We start from the raw sequence: 18,380 nt of genomic DNA, 5'->3' as shown, positions 1-18,380 counted from the left end.
ATCACGAAAGAGAAGAGGTTGGCGATGGCGAGTGCACAACAGGCAGTGGTGGATCCGGGCGGCAACGAGTCGCGCAACGAGATCCTGCAGGCGGCGGCGGAACTTTTCATGGAGCTGGGCTATGCGGCGACGTCGATCGACGCGGTGGCGCAGCGCCTGGGCGCCACCAAGGGCCGCATCTACCACCACTACCGCAGCAAGGCCGACCTCTTCTTCGACGTGCAGATCGCCGCGATGAACCGGCTCAACGAGCAGGTCGAGCCGATCGCGCGCGGCGCGGGCGACCCGCTCGAGCGCCTGTCCGCGATGGCGCTGCGCCATACCCAGATCCTGCTGACCGAGCTGCCGATGCAGAAGGTGGCGGTACAGGGGCTGGAGCGGCACCTGCTGGGCGCCTCCTCGGGCGCCAAGCGGCTGCGCTCGGTGGTCAAGATGCGCGACGACTACGAACAGATGTTCGTCGAGGTGATCGACGACGGGGTGCGCGCGGGCCTGTTCGTCGACCAGCCGGCGAAGCTCATCACCAAGCCCTTCTTCGGCGCGCTCAACTGGGCCACCGTCTGGTACAGCCAGCGGCGGCTGCAGAGCGCCGAGGCGGTGGACGACATCGCACATGCCCTGGCAGCCTTCGCGCTGCGCGGGCTTCTCAAGGATCCAAACCATGAAGCAGCAAGAAAGACAGCCCTTTTCCGAGACCATCTGGGATGAGAGGGAGACCTGGTCGCGCGACCGCATCGAGGCCTTCCAGCTCGATGCCCTGCGCCGCCAGCTCGAGCGCGTGGGGCGCACCAGCAGCCACTACCGCAAGGTGTTCGCCGAGGTCGGCTTCGAGCCCGGCGACCTGAAGAGCTTCGCCGACCTGCGCCGGCTGCCGTTCACGCGCAAGGCCGACTACGTCGCCGGCCTCGAGGCGCAGCCCCCGTTCGGCGCCCTGGCCGCCGTCGAACCCGGCGAGGCCGTGCGGGTGCATTTCTCCTCCGGCACCACGGCCCGGCCCGCGCCGGTGCTCTGGACCCAGGCCGACATCGAACGCTGGGCCGACCTCTACGCGCGCTACCTCTATGCGCAGGGCCTGCGGCGCGGCGACATCTTCCAGTGCATGTTCAACTACGCGTGGTTCGTCGGCGGCCTCGGCGCCACGCTCGCGGCCCAGCATCTCGGCGCGCTGGTGATCCCGGCCTCCTCGGGCGACACCGAGCGCCAGATCGAGACCATCTTCCAGTACGGCAGCCAGTGCGTGATCGGCACGCCCTCGTTCATGGCCCACATGGCCGAGGCGGCCGAGAAGCTGGGGCGCGACCTGACCACCTCGCGCGTGAAGATGGTCTGCGTGGGCGGCGAGCCCGGCGCCAGCATCCCCGGCACGCGCGAGCGCATCGAGCGCCAGTGGGGCGCGAAGATGTTCGATTGCTACGGCGCGCTCGAATGCCAGCCGATCGGCTGGGACACCGCCGCGCAGCTCGGCCCGACGCTGGCCGAGGACTTCATCTACGTCGAGGTGCTGCATCCCGACACCAAGGAGCCGGTGGCCGACGGCGAGCGCGGCGTGCTGGTGCTGACCCACCTCGACAAGCAGGCCTGCCCGCTGGTGCGCTGGTGGACCGGCGACATGGTGGTGCGCGACAGCCGCACCGCGCCCGACGGCCGCACCCATGCGCGCCTGGCCGGCGGCGTGCTGGGCCGCGCCGACGACATGCTGATCATCCGCGGCGTGAACCTGTTCCCCTCGGCGGTCGAGGACATCGTGCGCGCCTTCCCGGGCCTGAGCAACGAGTACCTGCTGGTGCTCGACGACAGCGTGAAGGACCCGCACACCGGCTTCCTCACGGGCGTGAAGCTGCGCGTGGAGCGCGCGGCGGGCGCGCCGGCCGACCTCGGCGAGCGGTTGTCGCAGCGGCTGCGCGAGAAGCTGCAGGTGCGCTTCCATGTCGAGGTGGTCGAGTCCGGCACCCTGCCGCGCACCATCCACAAGGCCACGCGGGTGGTGCATGCCTGAGGCACGGGCCCAGGGCCTGCCGCGCCCGCTGGCCGGCCGGCGCGTGGTCGACCTGTCGCAGTTCATCGCCGGGCCCACGGCGGCCCAGTACCTCGCGGACTTCGGCGCCGAGGTCACGAAGGTCGAGTCGCCGCAGGGCGACGGCGTGCGCACCCTGCCGGGCAACGGCTTCGGCAGCTACTACGCGCGCAGCTTCAACACCGGCAAGGCGAGCCGGGTGCTGAACCTGCGCGAGGCCGCCGATCGCGCCGCGCTCGATGCCATGCTCGAGGAGGCCGATGCCTTCGTCTGCAACCTCGCGCCCGCGTCGCTGAGCGGCCTGGGGCTGGACGGGCCGACGCTGCGCGAACGCTTCCCGCGGCTGGTGATCGTGCTGATCTCGGGCTACGGCCAGCAGGATGCGCGCATCTGCATGGACACCATCGCGCAGTGCGAGTCGGGCTTCGCGCTGCTCAACGGCGACGAGGACGGGTCGCCCCGCCTGTCGACCAGCTGGCCGATCGACATGTTCTGCGGCATGTACGCCGGCATGAGCTGCGCCATGGCCATGCTCGACCCCGCGCGGCAGGGCTGCCTGGTCGACCTGTCGATGATGGAGGTCGCGGCCAGCATGCTGATCGGGCCGGCGATGCTCGCGGTCAGCGAGGGCGACGCGCTCGATCCGCCGATGGGCAACCGCGACCGCGCCTCCGCGCCCTCGAGCATCTACCGCTGCGCCGACGGCCACGTCTACATCCTCGGCGGGCTCGATGCCTATTGGCGCCGGCTGCGGCCGCTGGTGGGCGCCGACGACGCGCCGATCAAGGAGCGCATCGCGCGCGCCGCGCATTTCGACGCCCAGGTCGAGGCCTGGACGCTGCCGCGCCGGCGCGACGAGGTGCTGGCGCAGATGCGGGCGCTGCAGATACCGGCCGGCAACGTGCGGCCGCCCGAGGAGGCACTGGCCATGATCCGCGCGCTGCGTCCCGGCGCGGTCTCGCAGGCGCTGCCCTCGGGCGAGCACGTGCCCGCGTTCCCGGCGCTGTTCGACGGGCAGCGGCTGCCGCGCAGCGCGACCCCGCACGTGGGCGGCGGCCTGCGCTTCGCCTGACGCCGCGTTCCTTCCCCTTCTTCCATCCTTCCGATCCGAGGAGCCTTCGATGGCCAGCACTTCTTCCCTTCCCGCCGCCGACGCGCTGCGGGTCATGCGGCCCGGCGTCCACCAGGGACGCTCGGCCTTCATCACCGGCGCCGGCTCCGGCATCGGCCGCGCGATCGCGCTGCGGCTGCTGGCGCTCGGCATGGACGTCTTCGGCACCGGCCGCCGCGCCGAGGCGCTCGAGGAGACCGGCCAACTGGCCGAGGGCCTCGCGGGCCGCTTCGGCTTCGAGACCTGCAACGTGCGCGACACCGAGGCGATCGAGGCGCTGGTCGCGCGCGTCGGCCAGCGCCAGGGCATCGACCTGCTGGTGAACAACGCGGGCGGCCAGTTCTTCGCGCCCGCCACCGGCATCAGCCGCAAGGGCTGGGACGCCGTGATCGACGTCAACCTGTCGGCCATCTTCGTCGTCACCAAGGCCGCCTATCCCTTCCTCAAGGCGCGCAAGGGCTCGGTGGTCAACATCTCGCTGTCGGGCGTGGACCGCGGCTCGATGGGCATCGCGCATTCGATCGCCGCGCGCGCCGGCGTGCTGGGCCTGATGCGCACGCTGGCGCTCGAATGGGCCAGGGACGACATCGCGCTCAACTGCATCGGCCCCGGCGCGGTGCTGACCGAGGGCCTGGCCGGCGAGGCCGCGAAGGCGATGCTCGACCGGCTGGTCGACGCCACGCCGATGGGGCGCGCCACCAGCGTGGAGGAGGTGGCCGAGCTGGTCGCCTTCCTCGCCACGCCGGCCGCGCACCTCATGACCGGCCAACTGATCCAGATCGACGGCGCGGCCCATCTGGGCTCGGGTCTGCACATGCTGGCGGCCTGAAGCGATGGACGGCGCTCTCTCGCATGTGAAGGTGCTCGACCTGTCGCGCGTGCTGGCCGGCCCCTGGGCCTCGCAGATGCTCGCCGACCTCGGCGCCGACGTGATCAAGGTCGAGCGGCCCGGCAGCGGCGACGACACGCGCAGCTGGGGCCCGCCCTTCCTGCACGACCGCGATGGCCAGCCCACGCGCGACGCGGCCTACTACCTGTGCGCCAACCGCAACAAGCGCTCGGTCACCATCGACATCACCACGCCCGAGGGCCAGCAACTGGTGCGCGAGCTCGCGGCGCGGTGCGACGTGCTGGTGGAGAACTACAAGGTCGGCGGCCTCGCGCAGTACGGCCTCGACTACGCCACGCTGCATGCCGAGTTCCCGCGGCTGGTGTACTGCTCGATCACCGGCTTCGGCCAGACCGGCCCCTACGCGCCGCGCGCGGGCTACGACTTCCTGGTGCAGGCCATGGGCGGGCTCATGAGCGTCACCGGCCGCGCGGAATCGGAGCAGGGCGCCGGGCCGCTCAAGGTCGGTGTCGCGGTGGCGGACCTGTTCACCGGCCTCTACGCCTCGAACGCGATCCTGGCCGCGCTGGCCTACCGCGAGCGCAGCGGCCAGGGCCAGCACATCGACCTCGCGCTGCTCGACGTGCAGGTGGCCTGCATGGCGAACCAGGGCATGAACTTCCTCTACGGCGGCCGCTCGCCGGGCCGGCTCGGCAATGCGCATCCCAACGTGGTGCCGTACCAGGACTTCCCGACCGCCGACGGCGACGTGATCATCGCGGTCGGCAACGACGGCCAGTTCGCGCGGCTGTGCGCGGCCATCGGCCGGCCGGCGCTGGCCACCGACGAGCGCTTCGCGACCAACCTCGCGCGCATCGCGCACCGCGTCGAGCTGATCCGGCTGCTGCGCGAATGCACGCTGACGCGCTGCACCGACGAATGGGTGGCGGCGCTCGAGGCGGCCGAGGTGCCCTGCGGCCCGATCAACGACCTCGCGCGCGTGTTCGAAGACGCGCAGGTGATCGCGCGCGGCATGAAGATCGAGGTCGAGCACGCCACGGCCGGCGCCATTCCGCTGGTGGCCAATCCGATCCGGCTGTCGGCCTCGCCGGTGGCCTACCGGCGCGCGCCGCCGACCCTGGGCCAGCACACGCGCGAGGTGCTGGCCGAGGAGCTCGGCTGCGATGCCGAACGGATCGACCGGCTCGCGGCGAGCCGCGTCATCTGAGCGGCTTCAGTCCAGCCGCAACTCGGGCGGCGGCACCGCCGCGGCCGCGGGCAGCTCCGCGCGCAGGAAGTCGATCAGCGCGCGCAGCTTCGCGGGCACGCGGCGGCGGTCGGGGTAGTAGAGCGTGAGGCCCGGCAGCACCGGGCTCCAGTCGGCCAGCAGCCGCACCAGCAGGCCCTGTTCGATCAACGGCTCGATGTAGCCGTTGATCATGTAGGCGACGCCGATGCCGTCGAGCGCGGCGCGCACCAGCGCGGCCGAGTCGTTGAGCACGAGCCGGCCGTCGACCGCGAGCTGCAGCGTCTCGTCGCCGCGCGCGAACTGCCAGCGCTCGACCTGGCCGGTGCTGACGTGGCGAAAGCCGATGCAGTCGTGCGCCAGCAGCTCGGTGGGATGCACGGGCGTGCCGTGGCGCGCGAGGTAGTCGGGCGAGGCGATCACGTGCGCCTCGATGCGCGGTCCGATCCTGACGGCGATCATGTCCTTCTCGACCAGGTCGCCGAAGCGGATGCCGGCATCGAAGCCCTGCGCCACGATGTCCACCAGCTGGTTCTCGATCCGCAGCTCGAGCCTGACGTCGGGGAAGCGGTCGAGAAAGCGCCGCAGCACCGGCTGCAGGCCGATGGTGTAGCCCGCGCGCGGCACGTTGAGCCGCAGCAGGCCGCTCGGGTGGTCGGCCTCGCGGCCCAGTTCCTCGGACACCGCGGCGAGCTCCGACACCACCGGCCGCACCTTCTCGAGGTAGCGCTCGCCGACCTCGGTGAGGCTCACGCTGCGCGTGGTGCGGTTGAACAGCGTGATGCCCAGGCGCCGCTCGAGGCTGCGGATCGACTGGCTCACGGCCGAGGGCGTGACGCCCAGGCGCACCGCGGCGGCCGAGAAGCCGCGTTCCTCCGCCGCCACGATGAAGGCGACGAGTCCATCCAGCAGGTCCTGGCGCATGCGGCGCTCTCCATTGCGAAATCGAAGCGCCGAGTCTAGTGGCGGCCTTGCGATCTGTTAGCCGGCCTTGAAAGCCCATGCAGCTCTGGCGGCTTGTGGCCGCGCGCCCTGCTGCGTAGCCTGAGCCTGTGCTTTCGCACCATTCCACTGTTTGGAATCGAACGGTGTCGCGAGCCGCGCGCCCTTCCTACCATGCATCCATTCTTCCTATCCACCGAGACAGCGGCCAGCACGGCCCCAAGGAGACTTCCATGAGCGCGAGCACGCAAAGCGCGGGCGTCAGGCCCTTCCTGATCGGCGCCACCTGGACAACCGGCCAGGGCACGCCCTTCGAATCGATCAATCCCGCCACCGGTGCGCGGAACGGCCTGATCGGCAGCGCGAGCCGCGAGGACGTGGACCTCGCGGTGCGCACCGCCAAGGCCGCGCAGGCCCGGCCCGAGTGGCGCGCGATGCTGCCGCACCGGCGCGCGGCGATCCTGCACCGCATCGCCGACCTGATCGAGGCCAACGCCGAGGAACTGGCCGAGCGCCAGATGCGCGAGAACGGCAAGCTGCGCGCCGAATGCGTGGCGCAGGCGGCCGGCGGCGCGGCGGCCTACCGCTACTTCGCATCGATCTGCGAGACCATGCCGGCCGAAGTGGCGCCCTCGCGCGGCGACCACCTGTCGATGGTGCTCTACGAGCCCTTCGGCGTGGTGGCCGCGATCACGCCCTGGAATTCGCCGCTCACGCTCGAGTCGCAGAAGGTGGCGGCGGCGCTCGCGGCCGGCAACGCGGTGGTGCTCAAGCCCTCGGAGTTCACGCCGACCATCGCGCTGCGCGTGGCCGAGCTCGCGCTCGAGGCCGGCCTGCCGCCGGGCATCCTCAACGTCGTGACCGGCCTCGGCGCCGAGACCGGCTCGGCGCTGGTCGCGCATCCCGAGGTGCGGCTGATCTCGTTCACCGGCGGCACCGCCACCGGCAAGGCGATCGCGCGCGAGGCCGCGGGCCGCATGGCCGCGGTGGCGCTCGAACTCGGCGGCAAGTCGCCGCACATCGTGTTCGCCGATGCCGACCTCGACAAGGCGCTGCAGGGCGTGCTGCATGGCGTGTTCTCTTCCAGCGGCCAGTCGTGCATCGCGGGCACGCGGCTGTTCGTCGAGCGCGGCATCCACGACGCCTTCGTCGCGCGGCTGGTGCAGGCCGCCAAGGCGCTGCGCGTGGGGCCGCCCGACGATGCGCGCTCGCAGGTGGCGCCGCTGTCGTCCTTCGTGCACCGCGACAAGGTCGAGGCCATGGTGAACATGGCGCGCGAGGACGGCGCCGAGGTGCTGGCCGGCGGCAGCCGTCCGGCCGACCTCGCGCTGGCCAACGGCGCCTATTACCTGCCCACCCTCATCGGCGGCGTGACGAACGATGCACGTATCTGCCAGCAGGAGGTGTTCGGCCCGGTGCTGTGCGTGATGCCCTTCGACAACGAGGAGGACCTGGTCGCGCAGGCCAACGACAGCTTCTTCGGCCTGGCCGCGGGCGTGTGGACGCGCGACTTCCCCAAGGCCTGGCGCGTGGCGCGCGCGGTCGAGGCCGGCACGGTCTGGATCAACACCTACAAGACGCTCAGCGTGTCGGTGCCCTTCGGTGGCTTCAAGGAAAGCGGCTCGGGACGCGAGAAGGGCTTCTTCGGCATCCGCACCTATCAGGAAGCCAAGACCGTGATGGTGGGACTCTGAGATGACGCAGCAGACCCTGGGTTTCATCGGCCTCGGCGTGATGGGCGAGCCCATGTGCGCCAACCTCGCGGCGAAGAGCGGCGCGCGCGTGCTGTGCCATGACCTCGATGCCGCGCCGATGCGGCGGCTGGCCGAGCGCGGCGCGGTGCCGGCCGACTCGCTGCGCGCATTGGCGCACGAGGCCTCGGTGGTGTTCCTCTGCCTCGCGAGCGCGCAGGCGGCGGAGTCGGTGGTCGAGGCGCTCGCCGAGGCCTGGCAAGGCAGCGAGGGCGACCGCACCGTGGTCGACATGGGCACTACCTCCGTGCTGGCCACGCGCCGCATGGCCGAGCGGCTCGCGCAGGCCGGCCATCGCTTCGTCGACGCGCCGGTGGCGCGCATGCCCGCGGCCGCCATCGCGGGCACGCTGAGCATCATGGCCGGCGGCACGGCCGAGGACGTGAGCGCGCTGATGCCTCACTTCCGCTGCATGGGCAGCGACATCACGCATTGCGGCGGCACCGGCGCGGGCCAGGTGGTGAAGATCCTGCACAACACCGTGCTGTTCGAGGCCGTGCAGGCCCTGGCCGAGGCGATGGCCGTGGCGCGCGCGCATGGCGTGGACGGCGCGGTGCTGCTCGATGCCATCGAACTGGGCTCGGCCGACAGCCGCGCCGCGCGCGTGCAGGGCCGCGAGGCGCTGCTGCCGCGCCACTATCCCGAGGGCCGCTTCGCGACGCGCTATGCGCTCAAGGACGTGAGCCTCGCGCTCGAGCTCGCGCAGGCCGTGGGGCTCGAGGCCGCGATGGCGCGCGAGACCGCGGCTACGCTGCGGCGCACGATCGACGCGGGCTGGGGCGACCGCTACTACCCGGCGCTCTACGAGCTCGTGTCGGCCGCGCCGCCGCGCACCGCCGCGAACGACTGAAGTCCTTCCCTTCTTCTCCCGATTCATCACAACGCATGCCGCACCAGCGGCAGGAGACAGCCATGACCGCTTCCTTCCTTTCCCTGCTCTCGCGGCGCGCCGCCCTCGGCGGCCTGCTCGCGCTGGGCCTCGCCGCCTCCGCGGCCGCCGCCTTCCCCGACAAGCCCATCACGCTCGTCGTGCCCTTCCCCGCGGGCGGTGCCACCGACGCGATGGCGCGCTTCACCGCGACCCGGCTCTCGAAGGAGCTGGGCCAGCCCGTGGTGGTCGACAACCGCGGCGGCGCGGGCGGTGCGATCGCGGCCGAGGTGGCGCTGGCCGCGCCGAAGGACGGCTACACGCTGTTCTTCACCACCACCGGCACGATGGCGATCAACCCCTTCATCTATCGCAGGCTCAAGTACAACCCGCTGACCGACTTCGAGCCCATCGGCAACGTGGCCTCGGCTTCGAACGTGCTGGTGGTGCATCCCTCGGTGAAGGCGAACACGGTGGCCGAGCTGATCGCGCTGGCCAAGGCCAACCCCGGCAAGCTGACCTATGCCTCGGCCGGCATCGGCGCCTCGAGCCACCTGTCGGGCGCGCTGTTCGAGAGCATGACCGGCACGCAGATGCTGCACGTGCCCTACAAGGGCTCCGCGCCCGCGCTGTCGGATTTCCTCGCGGGCCGCGTCGACATGATGTTCGACACCGCCTCGACCCATGCGCCCTACGTCAAGGCCGGCAAGATCCGCGCGCTGGCCGTGACCAGCCCGCGCAAGTCGCCCGCCTTTCCCGGCGTGCCCTCGATCGCCGAGGCCGGCGTGCCGGGCTACGACGTCTCGATCTGGTTCGGCGTGGCCGCGCCCGCGGGCGTGCCCAAGTCCGCAATCGACCGCCTCTCGGCCGCGCTCGAGAAGGCCTGGCAGGCCCCCGACATCAAGGCCGCACTGGCCGAGGTGGGGGCCGATCCGCAATACCTGGGGCCGACCGGGTACAAGCGATTCATCGCGGCGGAGCACCAGAAGTGGGGGCGGATCGTGAAGGCGGCGGGGGCCGAAGGCCAGGACTGAGCGGACTCAGCGCCCGGCAAACCCATCCGTCGCCCGCAGCAGGCGATCGAGGATCCCGGGCTCCGAATACGCATGCCCCGCTCCCTCGATCAGGTGGAACTCCGCCTCGGGCCAGGCCTTGTGCAGGGCCCAGGCGTAGCGCGCGGGGCAGGGCATGTCGTAGCGGCCGTGCACGATCACGCCCGGGATGCCGTGCAGCCGGTGCGCGTCGCGCAGCAGCTGGCCGTCCTCGAGCCAGGCGTCGTGCACGAAGTAGTGGTTCTCCAGCCGCGCGAAGGCCAGCGCGAAATGGTCGTCGGCATGCGAGGCCGCGAGCGCGGGGCTCGGCAGCAGCGTGATGGTCTGGCCCTCCCAGACGCTCCAGGCGCGCGCGGCCTCGATCTGCGCCACCGGGTCGTCGCCGGTCAGGCGCCGGCGGTAGGCCGCGATCATGTCGCCGCGCTCGGCCTCGGGGATCGGGGCCTGGAACTGCTCCCATCGGTCGGGGAACATCTCCGACACGCCGAACTGGTAGTACCAGTCGAGCTCGGCACGCGTGACGGTGTAGATGCCGCGCAGCACCAGCTCGCTGACGCGCTCGGGGTGCTTCTGCGCATAGGCCAGCGCGAGGGTCGAACCCCACGAGCCGCCGAACACCAGCCAGCGCTCGGCGCCCACCAGCGCGCGCAAACGCTCGATGTCGGCCACCAGGTGCCAGGTGGTGTTGGCCTCGAGGCCCGCATGCGGCTCCGACAGGCCGCAGCCGCGCTGGTCGAACAGCAGCAGGTCGTAGCGCGCGGGATCGAACAGCCGCCGGTGCTCGGGCGAGATGCCGCCGCCGGGACCGCCATGCAGGAACACCGCGGGCTTGGCGCCGGGCGTGCCCACGCGCTCGTAGCGGATGCGGTGGCCGTCGCCCACGTCGAGCATGCCGCTCTCGTAGGGCTCGATCGGGGGATAGAGCTGGCGCAGGGTGTCGGTCATTCGATGCTTCCTTCGGGGTTCATGCAAAGCCGCGCGCGAGCGCGCGTTCCACGTCGGCCACCAGCGCGAGCAGCGCCGGCGAGAGTTCGCGCACCACGCTCGCGAGCGATTCGCTGCTGGAGACGCTGAGGTTGAGCACGTAGCCCGAGGCGCCCGGCGCTTCGTCGGGCTGCGCGGCGGGCAGGCGTATCGGCGCGGCGAGCGCCACCACCTCGGGCTGCCAGGCGGCGGCGCAGAAGCCGCGCGCGTTCACGCTGGCGATGGCCGCCTCGATCTCCTCGCGCAGGGCGGGCCAATGCTCGCGCCGGCGCTGCTTGAACAGCGCATAGAGCGCCTTGCGCCGCGCCTCGCCGGCCGTGGCCAGCCAGGCGCGCCCGAGCGAGGTGAGTTCCATCGGCACGCGTTGGCCCGAGACCACGTTGCGCAGCGACACGCGCCGGTTGTAGCGGATCGACTCGAGGTAGACCATCTCGTCGCGGTCGGGCGCGGCCAGGCCGACGTTGATGCGGCGCGACTCGGCCAGCGCGCGCATCTTCGGCGCGGCCAGCGACAGCACGCTGGAGCCCGAGCGCATCGCATGCGCGAGGCTCAGCACCGCGGGCGCGAGCCGGTAGGCGCGCTGGCCCGCATCGACCTGCAGCATGCCCGCGCCCACCAGCGTCTGCGTGAGGCGGCTCACGGTGGAACGCGACAGGCCGGTGCGGTCGGCGAGCTCGGCATTGCCCAGCAGCTCGGAGCCCGGACGGAAGGCGCGCAGGATCTCCACGCCGCGTTCCAGCGAACGGTTGGCCGGCGAGATGCCGGGCTTCTGCTCGAGCGAGGGGGTCATGCGGCTCATGCGGGCTCCATGCAGGCCTGGGTTTCGATTCCATTGCTTGGAATTGGGGGAGTGTATGCGCAGGCCCTCGTGCCTATGCTTTTCCCCTATGGCGCGGCGAGCTTTTTCCGTTCGCGCCGAGAAGGAGACAGCATGCAATTTCGAATCGACGGGCGCGCGCGGCGCGTGCTCATGGGCCTGGCAACCGGCCTGGTCTTCGCCATGGCGATGGGCAACGCGGCCGCGCAGGCCTTTCCCACGAAGCAGCCGATCCGCCTCGTCGTGCCGTTCGCGGCCGGCGGCGGCACCGACGTGATCGCGCGCGTGCTCGGCGCGGGCATCGGCGCCGAACTGAAGCAGTCGGTGATCGTCGAGAACAAGCCCGGCGCGGGCACGATCATCGGCAGCGACTACGTCGCCAAGAGCGCCCCCGACGGCTACACGCTGCTGATGGCGACCTTCGCGCACGCGGTCAACCCCAGCCTGCAGCCCAGGCTGCCCTATGACCAGGCGAAGGCCTTCGCGCCGCTGAGCCTGGTCGGCCGCTCGCCCAATGTGCTGGTGGTGCGCAGCGACCGCGCCTTCCGCTCGGTGGCCGACCTGCTCGCGTTCGCGAAGGCGCATCCCGGCAAGCTCAGCTACGGCTCGTTCGGCAACGGCACCTCGGCGCATCTCGCGGGCGAGCTCTTCAAGCGGCTCGCGCAGGTCGACCTCACGCACGTGCCGTACCGCGGCTCGGCGCCTGCGCTGACCGACCTGCTCGGCGGCCAGATCGACCTGATGTTCACCACCGCCGCGAGCGTGGCGCCCTACATCGCGAGCGGCAAGCTGCGCGCGCTGGCCGTGACCTCGCCGCAGCGCTCGCCGGCCATGCCCTCGGTGCCCACGGTGGCCGAGAGCGGCGTGCCCGGCTACGTGGCCGAGAGCTGGTACGGGCTCTATGCGCCGGCCGGCACGCCCACCGAGGTGGTGGCGCGGCTCAATGCCGCGATCCGCAAGGCGGCGCACAGCGAGACCTTCAGCAAGCGCATCGCCGACGAGGGCATCGTGGTGATCGCCTCGCCGCCCGAGGAACTGACGCGCTATGTCGCCGCCGAGCAGGCCCGCTGGGGCCAGCTGGTGCGCGAGGCGCACATCCAGCTCGACTGAGCAAGCCCTCTTCCATTCTTCATCCCCTTGCCGACATGACCACTCCCACCTCTTCCATCCAGCTTCGCACCGAGGACGGCGTCGCCATCCTCACGCTCGACCGCCCCGAGGTGCGCAACGCCGTCGACGACGCCATGCGCGGCGAACTCATGGCCGCGCTCGAGCGCGTGAACCGCGACGACAGCGTGCGCGCGCTGGTGCTCACCGGCGCGGGCAAGGCCTTCTGCGCGGGCGGCGACATCCGCGCGATGCAGCAGCGCATGCAGGCACCGGCCGGCGATATCGCCTACAACGGCTGGGCACGCCAGCAGCGCACCCACCATGCACTGAGTGCGCTGCACGACCTGCCCAAGCCCACCATCGCTGCGGTGAACGGCGCCTCGACCGGCCTGGGCACCGACCTCGCGATGGCCTGCGACTTCGTGATCGCCTCCGAGCCGCATGCCAGCTTCGCCTGGAATTACGTGCTGCGCGGGCTGATTCCCGATGGCGGCGGCATGTACTTCCTGCCGCGCCGCGTGGGCCTGGCGCGCGCCAAGGCGCTGATCTTCACGGGCCGCACCGTGCGCGCCAACGAGGCGATCGAGCTCGGCATCGCCGACCGCCTGAGCACGCCCGAGGCGCTGCTGGCCGCCGCGACGGGCTGGGCGCGCGAACTCGGCGCGGGCTCGCGCACCGCGGTCGCGCTGGCCAAGGGCATCCTGAACCAGAGCTTCGAGCTGCAGGCCGAACAGGTCTTCGGCCTCGGCAGCCAGGCGCAGGCGATCTGCTACACCTCGAACGAACACCGCGCCTCGGTCGAGGCCTTTCTCGCGAAGTCGGCGGCCAAGGAGGGCGCGCGATGAGCGACGCCACCTCTCCGATCTCCCGCCTGATCCGCCCGCGCAGCGTGGCGGTGATCGGCGCCTCGGCCGACCTCGCGAAGACCTCGGGCCGACCCGTCGCCTATCTGCAGAAGCATGGCTTCGCTGGCGCGGTCTATCCGCTGAACCCGAAGGCGGAGACGATTGCGGGCCTGCGCTGCTACCCCGACATCGGCGCGCTGCCCGAGGCGCCCGACGTCGCGATCGTGCTGCTGGGCGCCGAGCGCGCGCAGGCCGCGGTGCGCGAACTCGCGGCGCGCGGCTGCGCCGCGGCGATCGTTCTCGCGAGCGGCTATGCCGAGACCGGCGCGCAAGGGCAGCAGCGCCAGCGCGAGCTGCTCGAGGCGGCCGGCGGCATGCGCCTGCTCGGTCCCAACACCATCGGGCTGGTGAACCTCACGGATCGCATCACGCTGTCGGCCAGCGGCGCGCTCGAGGCCGACGATCTCGTGGCCGGCGGCATCGCCGTGGTGTCGCAGAGCGGCGGCATCCTGGGCTCGCTGCTCTCGCGCGGCGCGGCGCGCGGCATCGGCTTCTCGAAGCTGGTCTCGACCAGCAACGAGGCCGACCTCGACCTCGCGGATTTCGTCGACCACCTGGCCGACGACGAAGCCACGCGCGTGATCGCGCTCTACATGGAGGGCGTGCGCGACGTCGCGAAGTTCCGCGCCGCCGCCGCCAAGGCGCGGCGCGCGGGCAAGCCGCTGGTGGTGTTCAAGATCGGCCGCTCCGAATCGGGCGCGCAGGCCGCGGCCTCGCACACCGGCGCGCTGGCCGGCGCAGACCGCATGTACGACGCGCTGTTCCGCGAGGTGGGCGCGATCCGCGCGCGCGACTTCTCCGACCTGCTCGACCTGCCGGCCGCGCTGGCCACGGGCCGCCGCCTCGGCGGGCGCCGCGTGGCCATCCTCACCTCGACCGGCGGTGCCGGCACGCTGGTGGCCGACAGCCTCGGCGTCGCCGGCTTCGAGGCCCCGCCGCCCGACGCGGCCACCGCCGAGGTCCTGCGCACGCTGCAGGCAGACGGGCCCTCGGTGCTCGACCGCAATCCCATCGACGTGACCCTGGCCGGCCTGCAGCCGCAACTGCTGCGCCGCGCGCTCGGCGCGTTGCTCGACAGCCCGGGCTACGACGCGGTGGTGGTCATCGTCGGCTCCTCGGCGCTGGCCATGCCGGACCTCGTCGCCGATGCGATCCGCGACTGCCTGCCGAGCACGACCAAGCCGGTGCTGGCCTACGTGAGCCCGCATGCGCCGGCCGTGGCCGCGCTGCTCAACGGGCGCGGCGTGCCGGCCTTCAGCGCGCCCGAGAGTTGCAACGTGGCGCTGCAGGGCATGCTGATGCAAGGCGGTGCGGCGCAGGTGGACGCCGTGTCGGCGGGCGCCGTCGTCGATCTCGCAGGCCTGCCCCCGCAAGGCTCGTTCGACGAGGCCGAGGCCAAGGCGTTGTTCGCGCGCTTCGGCGTGCCGGGCGTGCGCGAGGTGGCGGTGCGCGATGCGCGGCAGGCGGCCGAGGCCGCGCTCGCCCTGGGCGAGAAGGTGGTGCTCAAGATCCTCTCGCGCCGCATCACCCACAAGACCGAGGTCGGCGGCGTGGCCGTGGCCGTGCCCGCATCGCAGGTGGCCGCGCGCGTGGCGCGCATGCACGACGACGTGGCGACCGCCACCGGCCAGGCGCCCGAGGGCTATCTGGTGCAGGAGATGGTCACGGGCGGCACCGAGATGATCCTCGGCCTGCACCGCGATGCGCTCGGCACCGCGCTGCTGATCGGCATGGGCGGCGTGACCGCCGAGCTCGTCGGCGACACCGTGCTGCGCATGGTGCCGCCGGGCGGCGCGCTGGCGCGCGAGGAGGCCGCCGCGATGCTGCGCGAGTTGAAGACCTGGCCGCTGCTCGACGGCTATCGTGGCCGGGCGCCGGCCGATGTGGAGGCACTGGTCGACGCGATCGTCGCGTTCTCGCGCATGGCGGGGCAATTGGGCGAACGGCTCGAGACGGCCGAGATCAATCCGCTGTTCGTGCTCACGAAGGGGCAGGGGGTGAAGGCGGCCGATGGGGTGGTGGTGCTGACGGGGGGCTGAAGAGCGTTCGATCAGCAGGCCTGCGCTATCCTCGAACGACCATGACCGAACTGCGCATCACCACCGACAAAGCGGCGATCGACGTCGCCCTGGTTCACCGCTTCCTCAGCGAGAGCTCGACCTGGGGCCGAGGCATTCCGCTGTCCACCGTGCAGCGTTCGATCGAGCACTCCCTGTGCTTCAGCGGTTTCATCGGTGCCGACCAGATGGCTTTCGCCCGCGTGATCTCCGACCACGCGACCTTCGCGAACCTGGTCGACGTGTTCGTGCTGCCCGAGCATCGGGGACGTGGATACAGCAAGGCACTCATGCAGGCGGTGATGGGCTTTCCCGCGCTGCAGGGGCTGCGTCGCTTCACGCTGGCGACGGGCGATGCGCACGGGCTTTACGAGCGGTTCGGGTTCACGGCACCGTTGAGGCCGCAGTCGTTGATGGAGCGGTATTTCCCGAGTCTCTATACCTCCCAGGGCTGAGCCACGCGGATCTTTCCCATGAGCAAGTCCACGAAGCCAGCCCGTCGCACTGCGGAAATGACATCGGAGGCCGCGTTCGGAGAGGTGGTTCAACTGATCCGTGCCGCGCGTCAGCGTGTGGCACGGACCGTCAATGCCGAAGTGATCGATCTCTACTGGCGCATTGGCGAGTATCTGCATCGGCGCATCGAAGCCGACGGTTGGGCCAAGTGAACCGTCGAGCATCTGGCGGCCTACATCTCCCGGCGAGAACCGGGCCGGCGCGGCTTCTCGGCGCAGAACCTGTGGCGCATGCGGCAGTTCTTTCAGGCGTATCCGCCGGAATCAAAACTCTCAACGTTGTTGAGAGAAATACCCTGGTCTTCGCATCTGCACATCCTCGGCCGGACGAAGGGCGAGGAGGAGCGCGGGTTCTACCTGCGCATGACGGCGCAGCAAGGCTGGCAGGTGCGCGAAGTGGCGAGGCAGATCGACAGCGGCCTGTTCGAGCGCGTCGTGCTCCAGCCGCCGAAAGTCTCAACGGCGTTGAGAGAAATGCAGCCGCAGGCCGCGCAGCATTTCAAGGACGCTTACCTGCTCGACTTCCTGGCCCTGCCCGAGCCGCATTCCGAGGCCGAACTGCATCGCAGCCTGTTGATGAACCTGGGGCGCTTTCTCACCGAACTGGGACGCGACTTCTGCTACATCGGCAGCGAGTACCCGGTGCAGGTGGGTGGGCAGGACTTCGCGCTGGATCTGCTGTTCTTCCATCGCGGCCTGAATTGTCTCGTGGCCATCGAGCTGAAGGTCACGGCGTTCGAGCCCGAGCACCTGGGCAAGTTGAACTTCTACCTGGAGGCGCTCGATCGTCACGTGAAGAAACCGCACGAGAGCCCGGCAATTGGCCTGCTGCTGTGCGCCAGCAAGGACAGCGAAGTCGTGGAGTACGCGCTGAGCCGCACGCTGTCGCCCGCGCTGGTGGCGCAGTACCAGATGCAGTTGCCGGACCGGCAGATGCTGGCGGCGAAGCTGCATGAGTTCTATGCGCTCAGTGCTCCGGAGACGGTGCAGCGCGCCGCATCCGGGACACGCAAGAAGAAGGCGGGAGCAGGGTAACCCCGCCGGCAACGCTCAGGCGGCCTTCAGCCCTTCCTGCCCATAGGTCCCCGCCGCCCGCACGTCGGCCGGATCGAAGCTCGCCCCCGCCCCCTGCTGCTCGCGCTGCGCCGCGAGCCGTGCGCCTTCCTGCGCGGCCATGTCGAACAGGCGGTTGGGGTCGTGCCGGCGCAGTTGCAGCGCGGCCGCTTCGAGCCCGGCGGCGATCTCGATCTCGCGCTGGCCCGAAGCCATGCCGTCGAGCAGCAGGCCGGCCGCGACGGCAGGCTCCATGCCCTGGTCGATGTTCGCGTCGGAGCGGCCGCGGGCGCTGCCGTCGGCGCCGAGCGCATTGATCGACACCGCGGTGCGCACCGAACCCGGCAGCGCGACGCTCACGCGGATGCCGTAGGCCTGCTCGACCTCGGCGCGCAATGCATCGAAGTAGCCCTGCACCGCATGCTTGGCGCCGCTGTAGCCGGTGCGCAGCGGCGCGCCGACCTTGCCGGCCACCGAGCCGATCACGGCGATGTGGCCGCTGCGGCGTTCGGCCATGCGCGGCAGCACGAGCTGGGTGAGGGCAACGGGTGCGAGGTAGTCGACCTCGATCAGCCGGCGATAGACGGCGAGGTCGGTGTCGATGGCGAGGCTGCGCTGGGCGATGCCGGCGTTGTTGATCAGCACGTCGATCTGGCCCTGCCAGCCGGCGGCGCGCTCGACGATGGCCGGCAGGGCGTCGTAGTCGGTGGCCTCGAAGGGCAGTACCAGCACGCGCTCGGGGGCGCGCGCCGCGAGGGCGGCCAGCGGCTCGGGGCGGCGGCCGGAGGCGATCACGCGCGCGCCGCGCTCGAGCAGCGCGAGTGCGAGGGCCTCGCCGATGCCGGAGGAAGCGCCGGTCACCCATGCGGTCTTGTTCTCGAAGTACATCTGAAAGCTTTCCTTGACGTGGAGCGGAGTGGGATTCCGCGGCGCGTGTCGGTGTGTTGGATTCGGATGTTCTGTTCCGACGAGGCCGCGGCGTGGCGTGCGCCTCGGTCATTGTGGCGGCGCGATCCGGGCCTGACCATCGGCCAATGGGGGTAATGCAAGAGTGTGACCGGCCGCCGGCCTGAGGCCTTTGGATGTGCAGCGCGACAATCGAGGCGCGGGGCGCCTCGATCAAGAC

General features: G+C 71.2%; 17 protein-coding genes and 1 pseudogene. 14 read left to right on the top strand and 4 right to left on the bottom strand.

Going from position 1 to position 18,380, the window contains the following annotated elements; all coding sequences use genetic code 11:
* Positions 1–24: 24 nt before the first annotated feature.
* Genes R0232_RS37200 through R0232_RS37180 form a run of 5 tightly spaced genes read left to right on the top strand, consistent with a single transcriptional unit; the run spans position 25 to position 5,182 of the window.
* Positions 25–708, top strand: a complete 684-nt coding sequence (locus R0232_RS37200; RefSeq protein ID WP_093352379.1) for a TetR/AcrR family transcriptional regulator — start codon at positions 25–27, stop codon at positions 706–708.
* Complete coding sequence (locus tag R0232_RS37195; RefSeq protein ID WP_431514231.1) at positions 662–1,996, top strand: phenylacetate--CoA ligase family protein; 1,335 nt, start codon at positions 662–664, stop codon at positions 1,994–1,996. The genes R0232_RS37200 and R0232_RS37195 overlap by 47 nt, the downstream gene beginning before the upstream one ends.
* Positions 1,989–3,086 carry a CoA transferase gene (locus R0232_RS37190; RefSeq protein ID WP_431514230.1) on the top strand — a complete coding sequence of 366 codons (1,098 nt, stop codon included), beginning with the start codon at positions 1,989–1,991 and terminating at the stop codon, positions 3,084–3,086. The genes R0232_RS37195 and R0232_RS37190 overlap by 8 nt, the downstream gene beginning before the upstream one ends.
* A gap of 49 nt (positions 3,087–3,135) precedes the next feature.
* On the top strand, positions 3,136–3,954 hold the full coding sequence (locus R0232_RS37185; RefSeq protein ID WP_431514229.1) for an SDR family NAD(P)-dependent oxidoreductase: 819 nt from the start codon (positions 3,136–3,138) through the stop codon (positions 3,952–3,954).
* A gap of 4 nt (positions 3,955–3,958) precedes the next feature.
* The gene (locus R0232_RS37180; protein WP_431514228.1) at positions 3,959–5,182 is read left to right on the top strand and encodes a CaiB/BaiF CoA transferase family protein; all 1,224 of its coding nucleotides are present in this window, start codon (positions 3,959–3,961) and stop codon (positions 5,180–5,182) included.
* A gap of 6 nt (positions 5,183–5,188) precedes the next feature.
* Here R0232_RS37180 and R0232_RS37175 read toward each other — a convergent pair whose 3' ends face one another.
* Entirely contained in the window at positions 5,189–6,124 is a 936-nt protein-coding gene (locus R0232_RS37175; RefSeq protein ID WP_431514227.1) for a LysR family transcriptional regulator, read from the bottom strand.
* Between the two features lie 251 nt (positions 6,125–6,375).
* On the opposite strand from R0232_RS37175, the gene R0232_RS37170 reads away from it, so the two are divergent.
* The 3 genes from R0232_RS37170 (at position 6,376) to R0232_RS37160 (ending at position 9,795) form a co-directional block, all read left to right on the top strand.
* Entirely contained in the window at positions 6,376–7,836 is a 1,461-nt protein-coding gene (locus tag R0232_RS37170; protein ID WP_431514226.1) for an aldehyde dehydrogenase, read from the top strand.
* Between the two features lies 1 nt (position 7,837).
* Positions 7,838–8,743 (top strand): NAD(P)-dependent oxidoreductase, encoded by a 906-nt coding sequence (locus R0232_RS37165; protein WP_431514225.1) that lies wholly within the window; start codon positions 7,838–7,840, stop codon positions 8,741–8,743.
* A gap of 62 nt (positions 8,744–8,805) precedes the next feature.
* Positions 8,806–9,795, top strand: a complete 990-nt coding sequence (locus tag R0232_RS37160; protein WP_431514224.1) for a Bug family tripartite tricarboxylate transporter substrate binding protein — start codon at positions 8,806–8,808, stop codon at positions 9,793–9,795.
* A 6-nt stretch (positions 9,796–9,801) separates the two neighbouring features.
* Here R0232_RS37160 and pip read toward each other — a convergent pair whose 3' ends face one another.
* A complete protein-coding gene (gene pip, locus R0232_RS37155; protein ID WP_431514223.1) occupies positions 9,802–10,758 on the bottom strand; it encodes a prolyl aminopeptidase in 957 nt (318 codons plus the stop codon).
* 19 nt (positions 10,759–10,777) lie between these two features.
* Positions 10,778–11,596, bottom strand: coding sequence for an IclR family transcriptional regulator (locus R0232_RS37150; protein ID WP_431514222.1), 819 nt, complete (start codon positions 11,594–11,596; stop codon positions 10,778–10,780).
* Between the two features lie 132 nt (positions 11,597–11,728).
* Between R0232_RS37150 and R0232_RS37145 the strand changes: the two genes are divergently transcribed.
* From R0232_RS37145 to R0232_RS37120, 6 genes and pseudogenes are all read left to right on the top strand, one after another.
* Complete coding sequence (locus R0232_RS37145; protein WP_431514221.1) at positions 11,729–12,724, top strand: Bug family tripartite tricarboxylate transporter substrate binding protein; 996 nt, start codon at positions 11,729–11,731, stop codon at positions 12,722–12,724.
* Between the two features lie 35 nt (positions 12,725–12,759).
* Entirely contained in the window at positions 12,760–13,569 is an 810-nt protein-coding gene (locus R0232_RS37140) for an enoyl-CoA hydratase/isomerase family protein (RefSeq protein WP_431514220.1), read from the top strand.
* The gene (locus R0232_RS37135; RefSeq protein ID WP_431514219.1) at positions 13,566–15,668 is read left to right on the top strand and encodes an acetate--CoA ligase family protein; all 2,103 of its coding nucleotides are present in this window, start codon (positions 13,566–13,568) and stop codon (positions 15,666–15,668) included. The genes R0232_RS37140 and R0232_RS37135 overlap by 4 nt, the downstream gene beginning before the upstream one ends.
* 41 nt (positions 15,669–15,709) lie before the next feature.
* Positions 15,710–16,141: a GNAT family N-acetyltransferase gene (locus tag R0232_RS37130; RefSeq protein WP_431514218.1), complete on the top strand. Its 432-nt coding sequence runs from the start codon at positions 15,710–15,712 to the stop codon at positions 16,139–16,141.
* Positions 16,142–16,159: 18 nt separating this feature from the next.
* A pseudogene (locus tag R0232_RS37125) lies at positions 16,160–16,573 on the top strand (DUF1016 N-terminal domain-containing protein); the annotation flags it as partial.
* The gene (locus tag R0232_RS37120; protein WP_431514646.1) at positions 16,565–17,236 is read left to right on the top strand and encodes a PDDEXK nuclease domain-containing protein; all 672 of its coding nucleotides are present in this window, start codon (positions 16,565–16,567) and stop codon (positions 17,234–17,236) included. The pseudogene R0232_RS37125 and the gene R0232_RS37120, both read left to right, overlap by 9 nt.
* 15 nt (positions 17,237–17,251) lie before the next feature.
* Here the strand turns inward: R0232_RS37120 and R0232_RS37115 are convergent, their stop codons facing one another.
* Positions 17,252–18,142: an SDR family NAD(P)-dependent oxidoreductase gene (locus R0232_RS37115; RefSeq protein ID WP_431514217.1), complete on the bottom strand. Its 891-nt coding sequence runs from the start codon at positions 18,140–18,142 to the stop codon at positions 17,252–17,254.
* Between the last annotated feature and the right edge of the window lie 238 nt (positions 18,143–18,380).

The sequence above is a fragment of the Variovorax sp. DAIF25 genome (genome assembly GCF_050711835.1).
Lineage (GTDB): Bacteria > Pseudomonadota > Gammaproteobacteria > Burkholderiales > Burkholderiaceae_C > Variovorax.
Note: the sequence above shows the minus strand (reverse complement) of the source record. Positions and strands in the feature narration are given on the sequence as shown.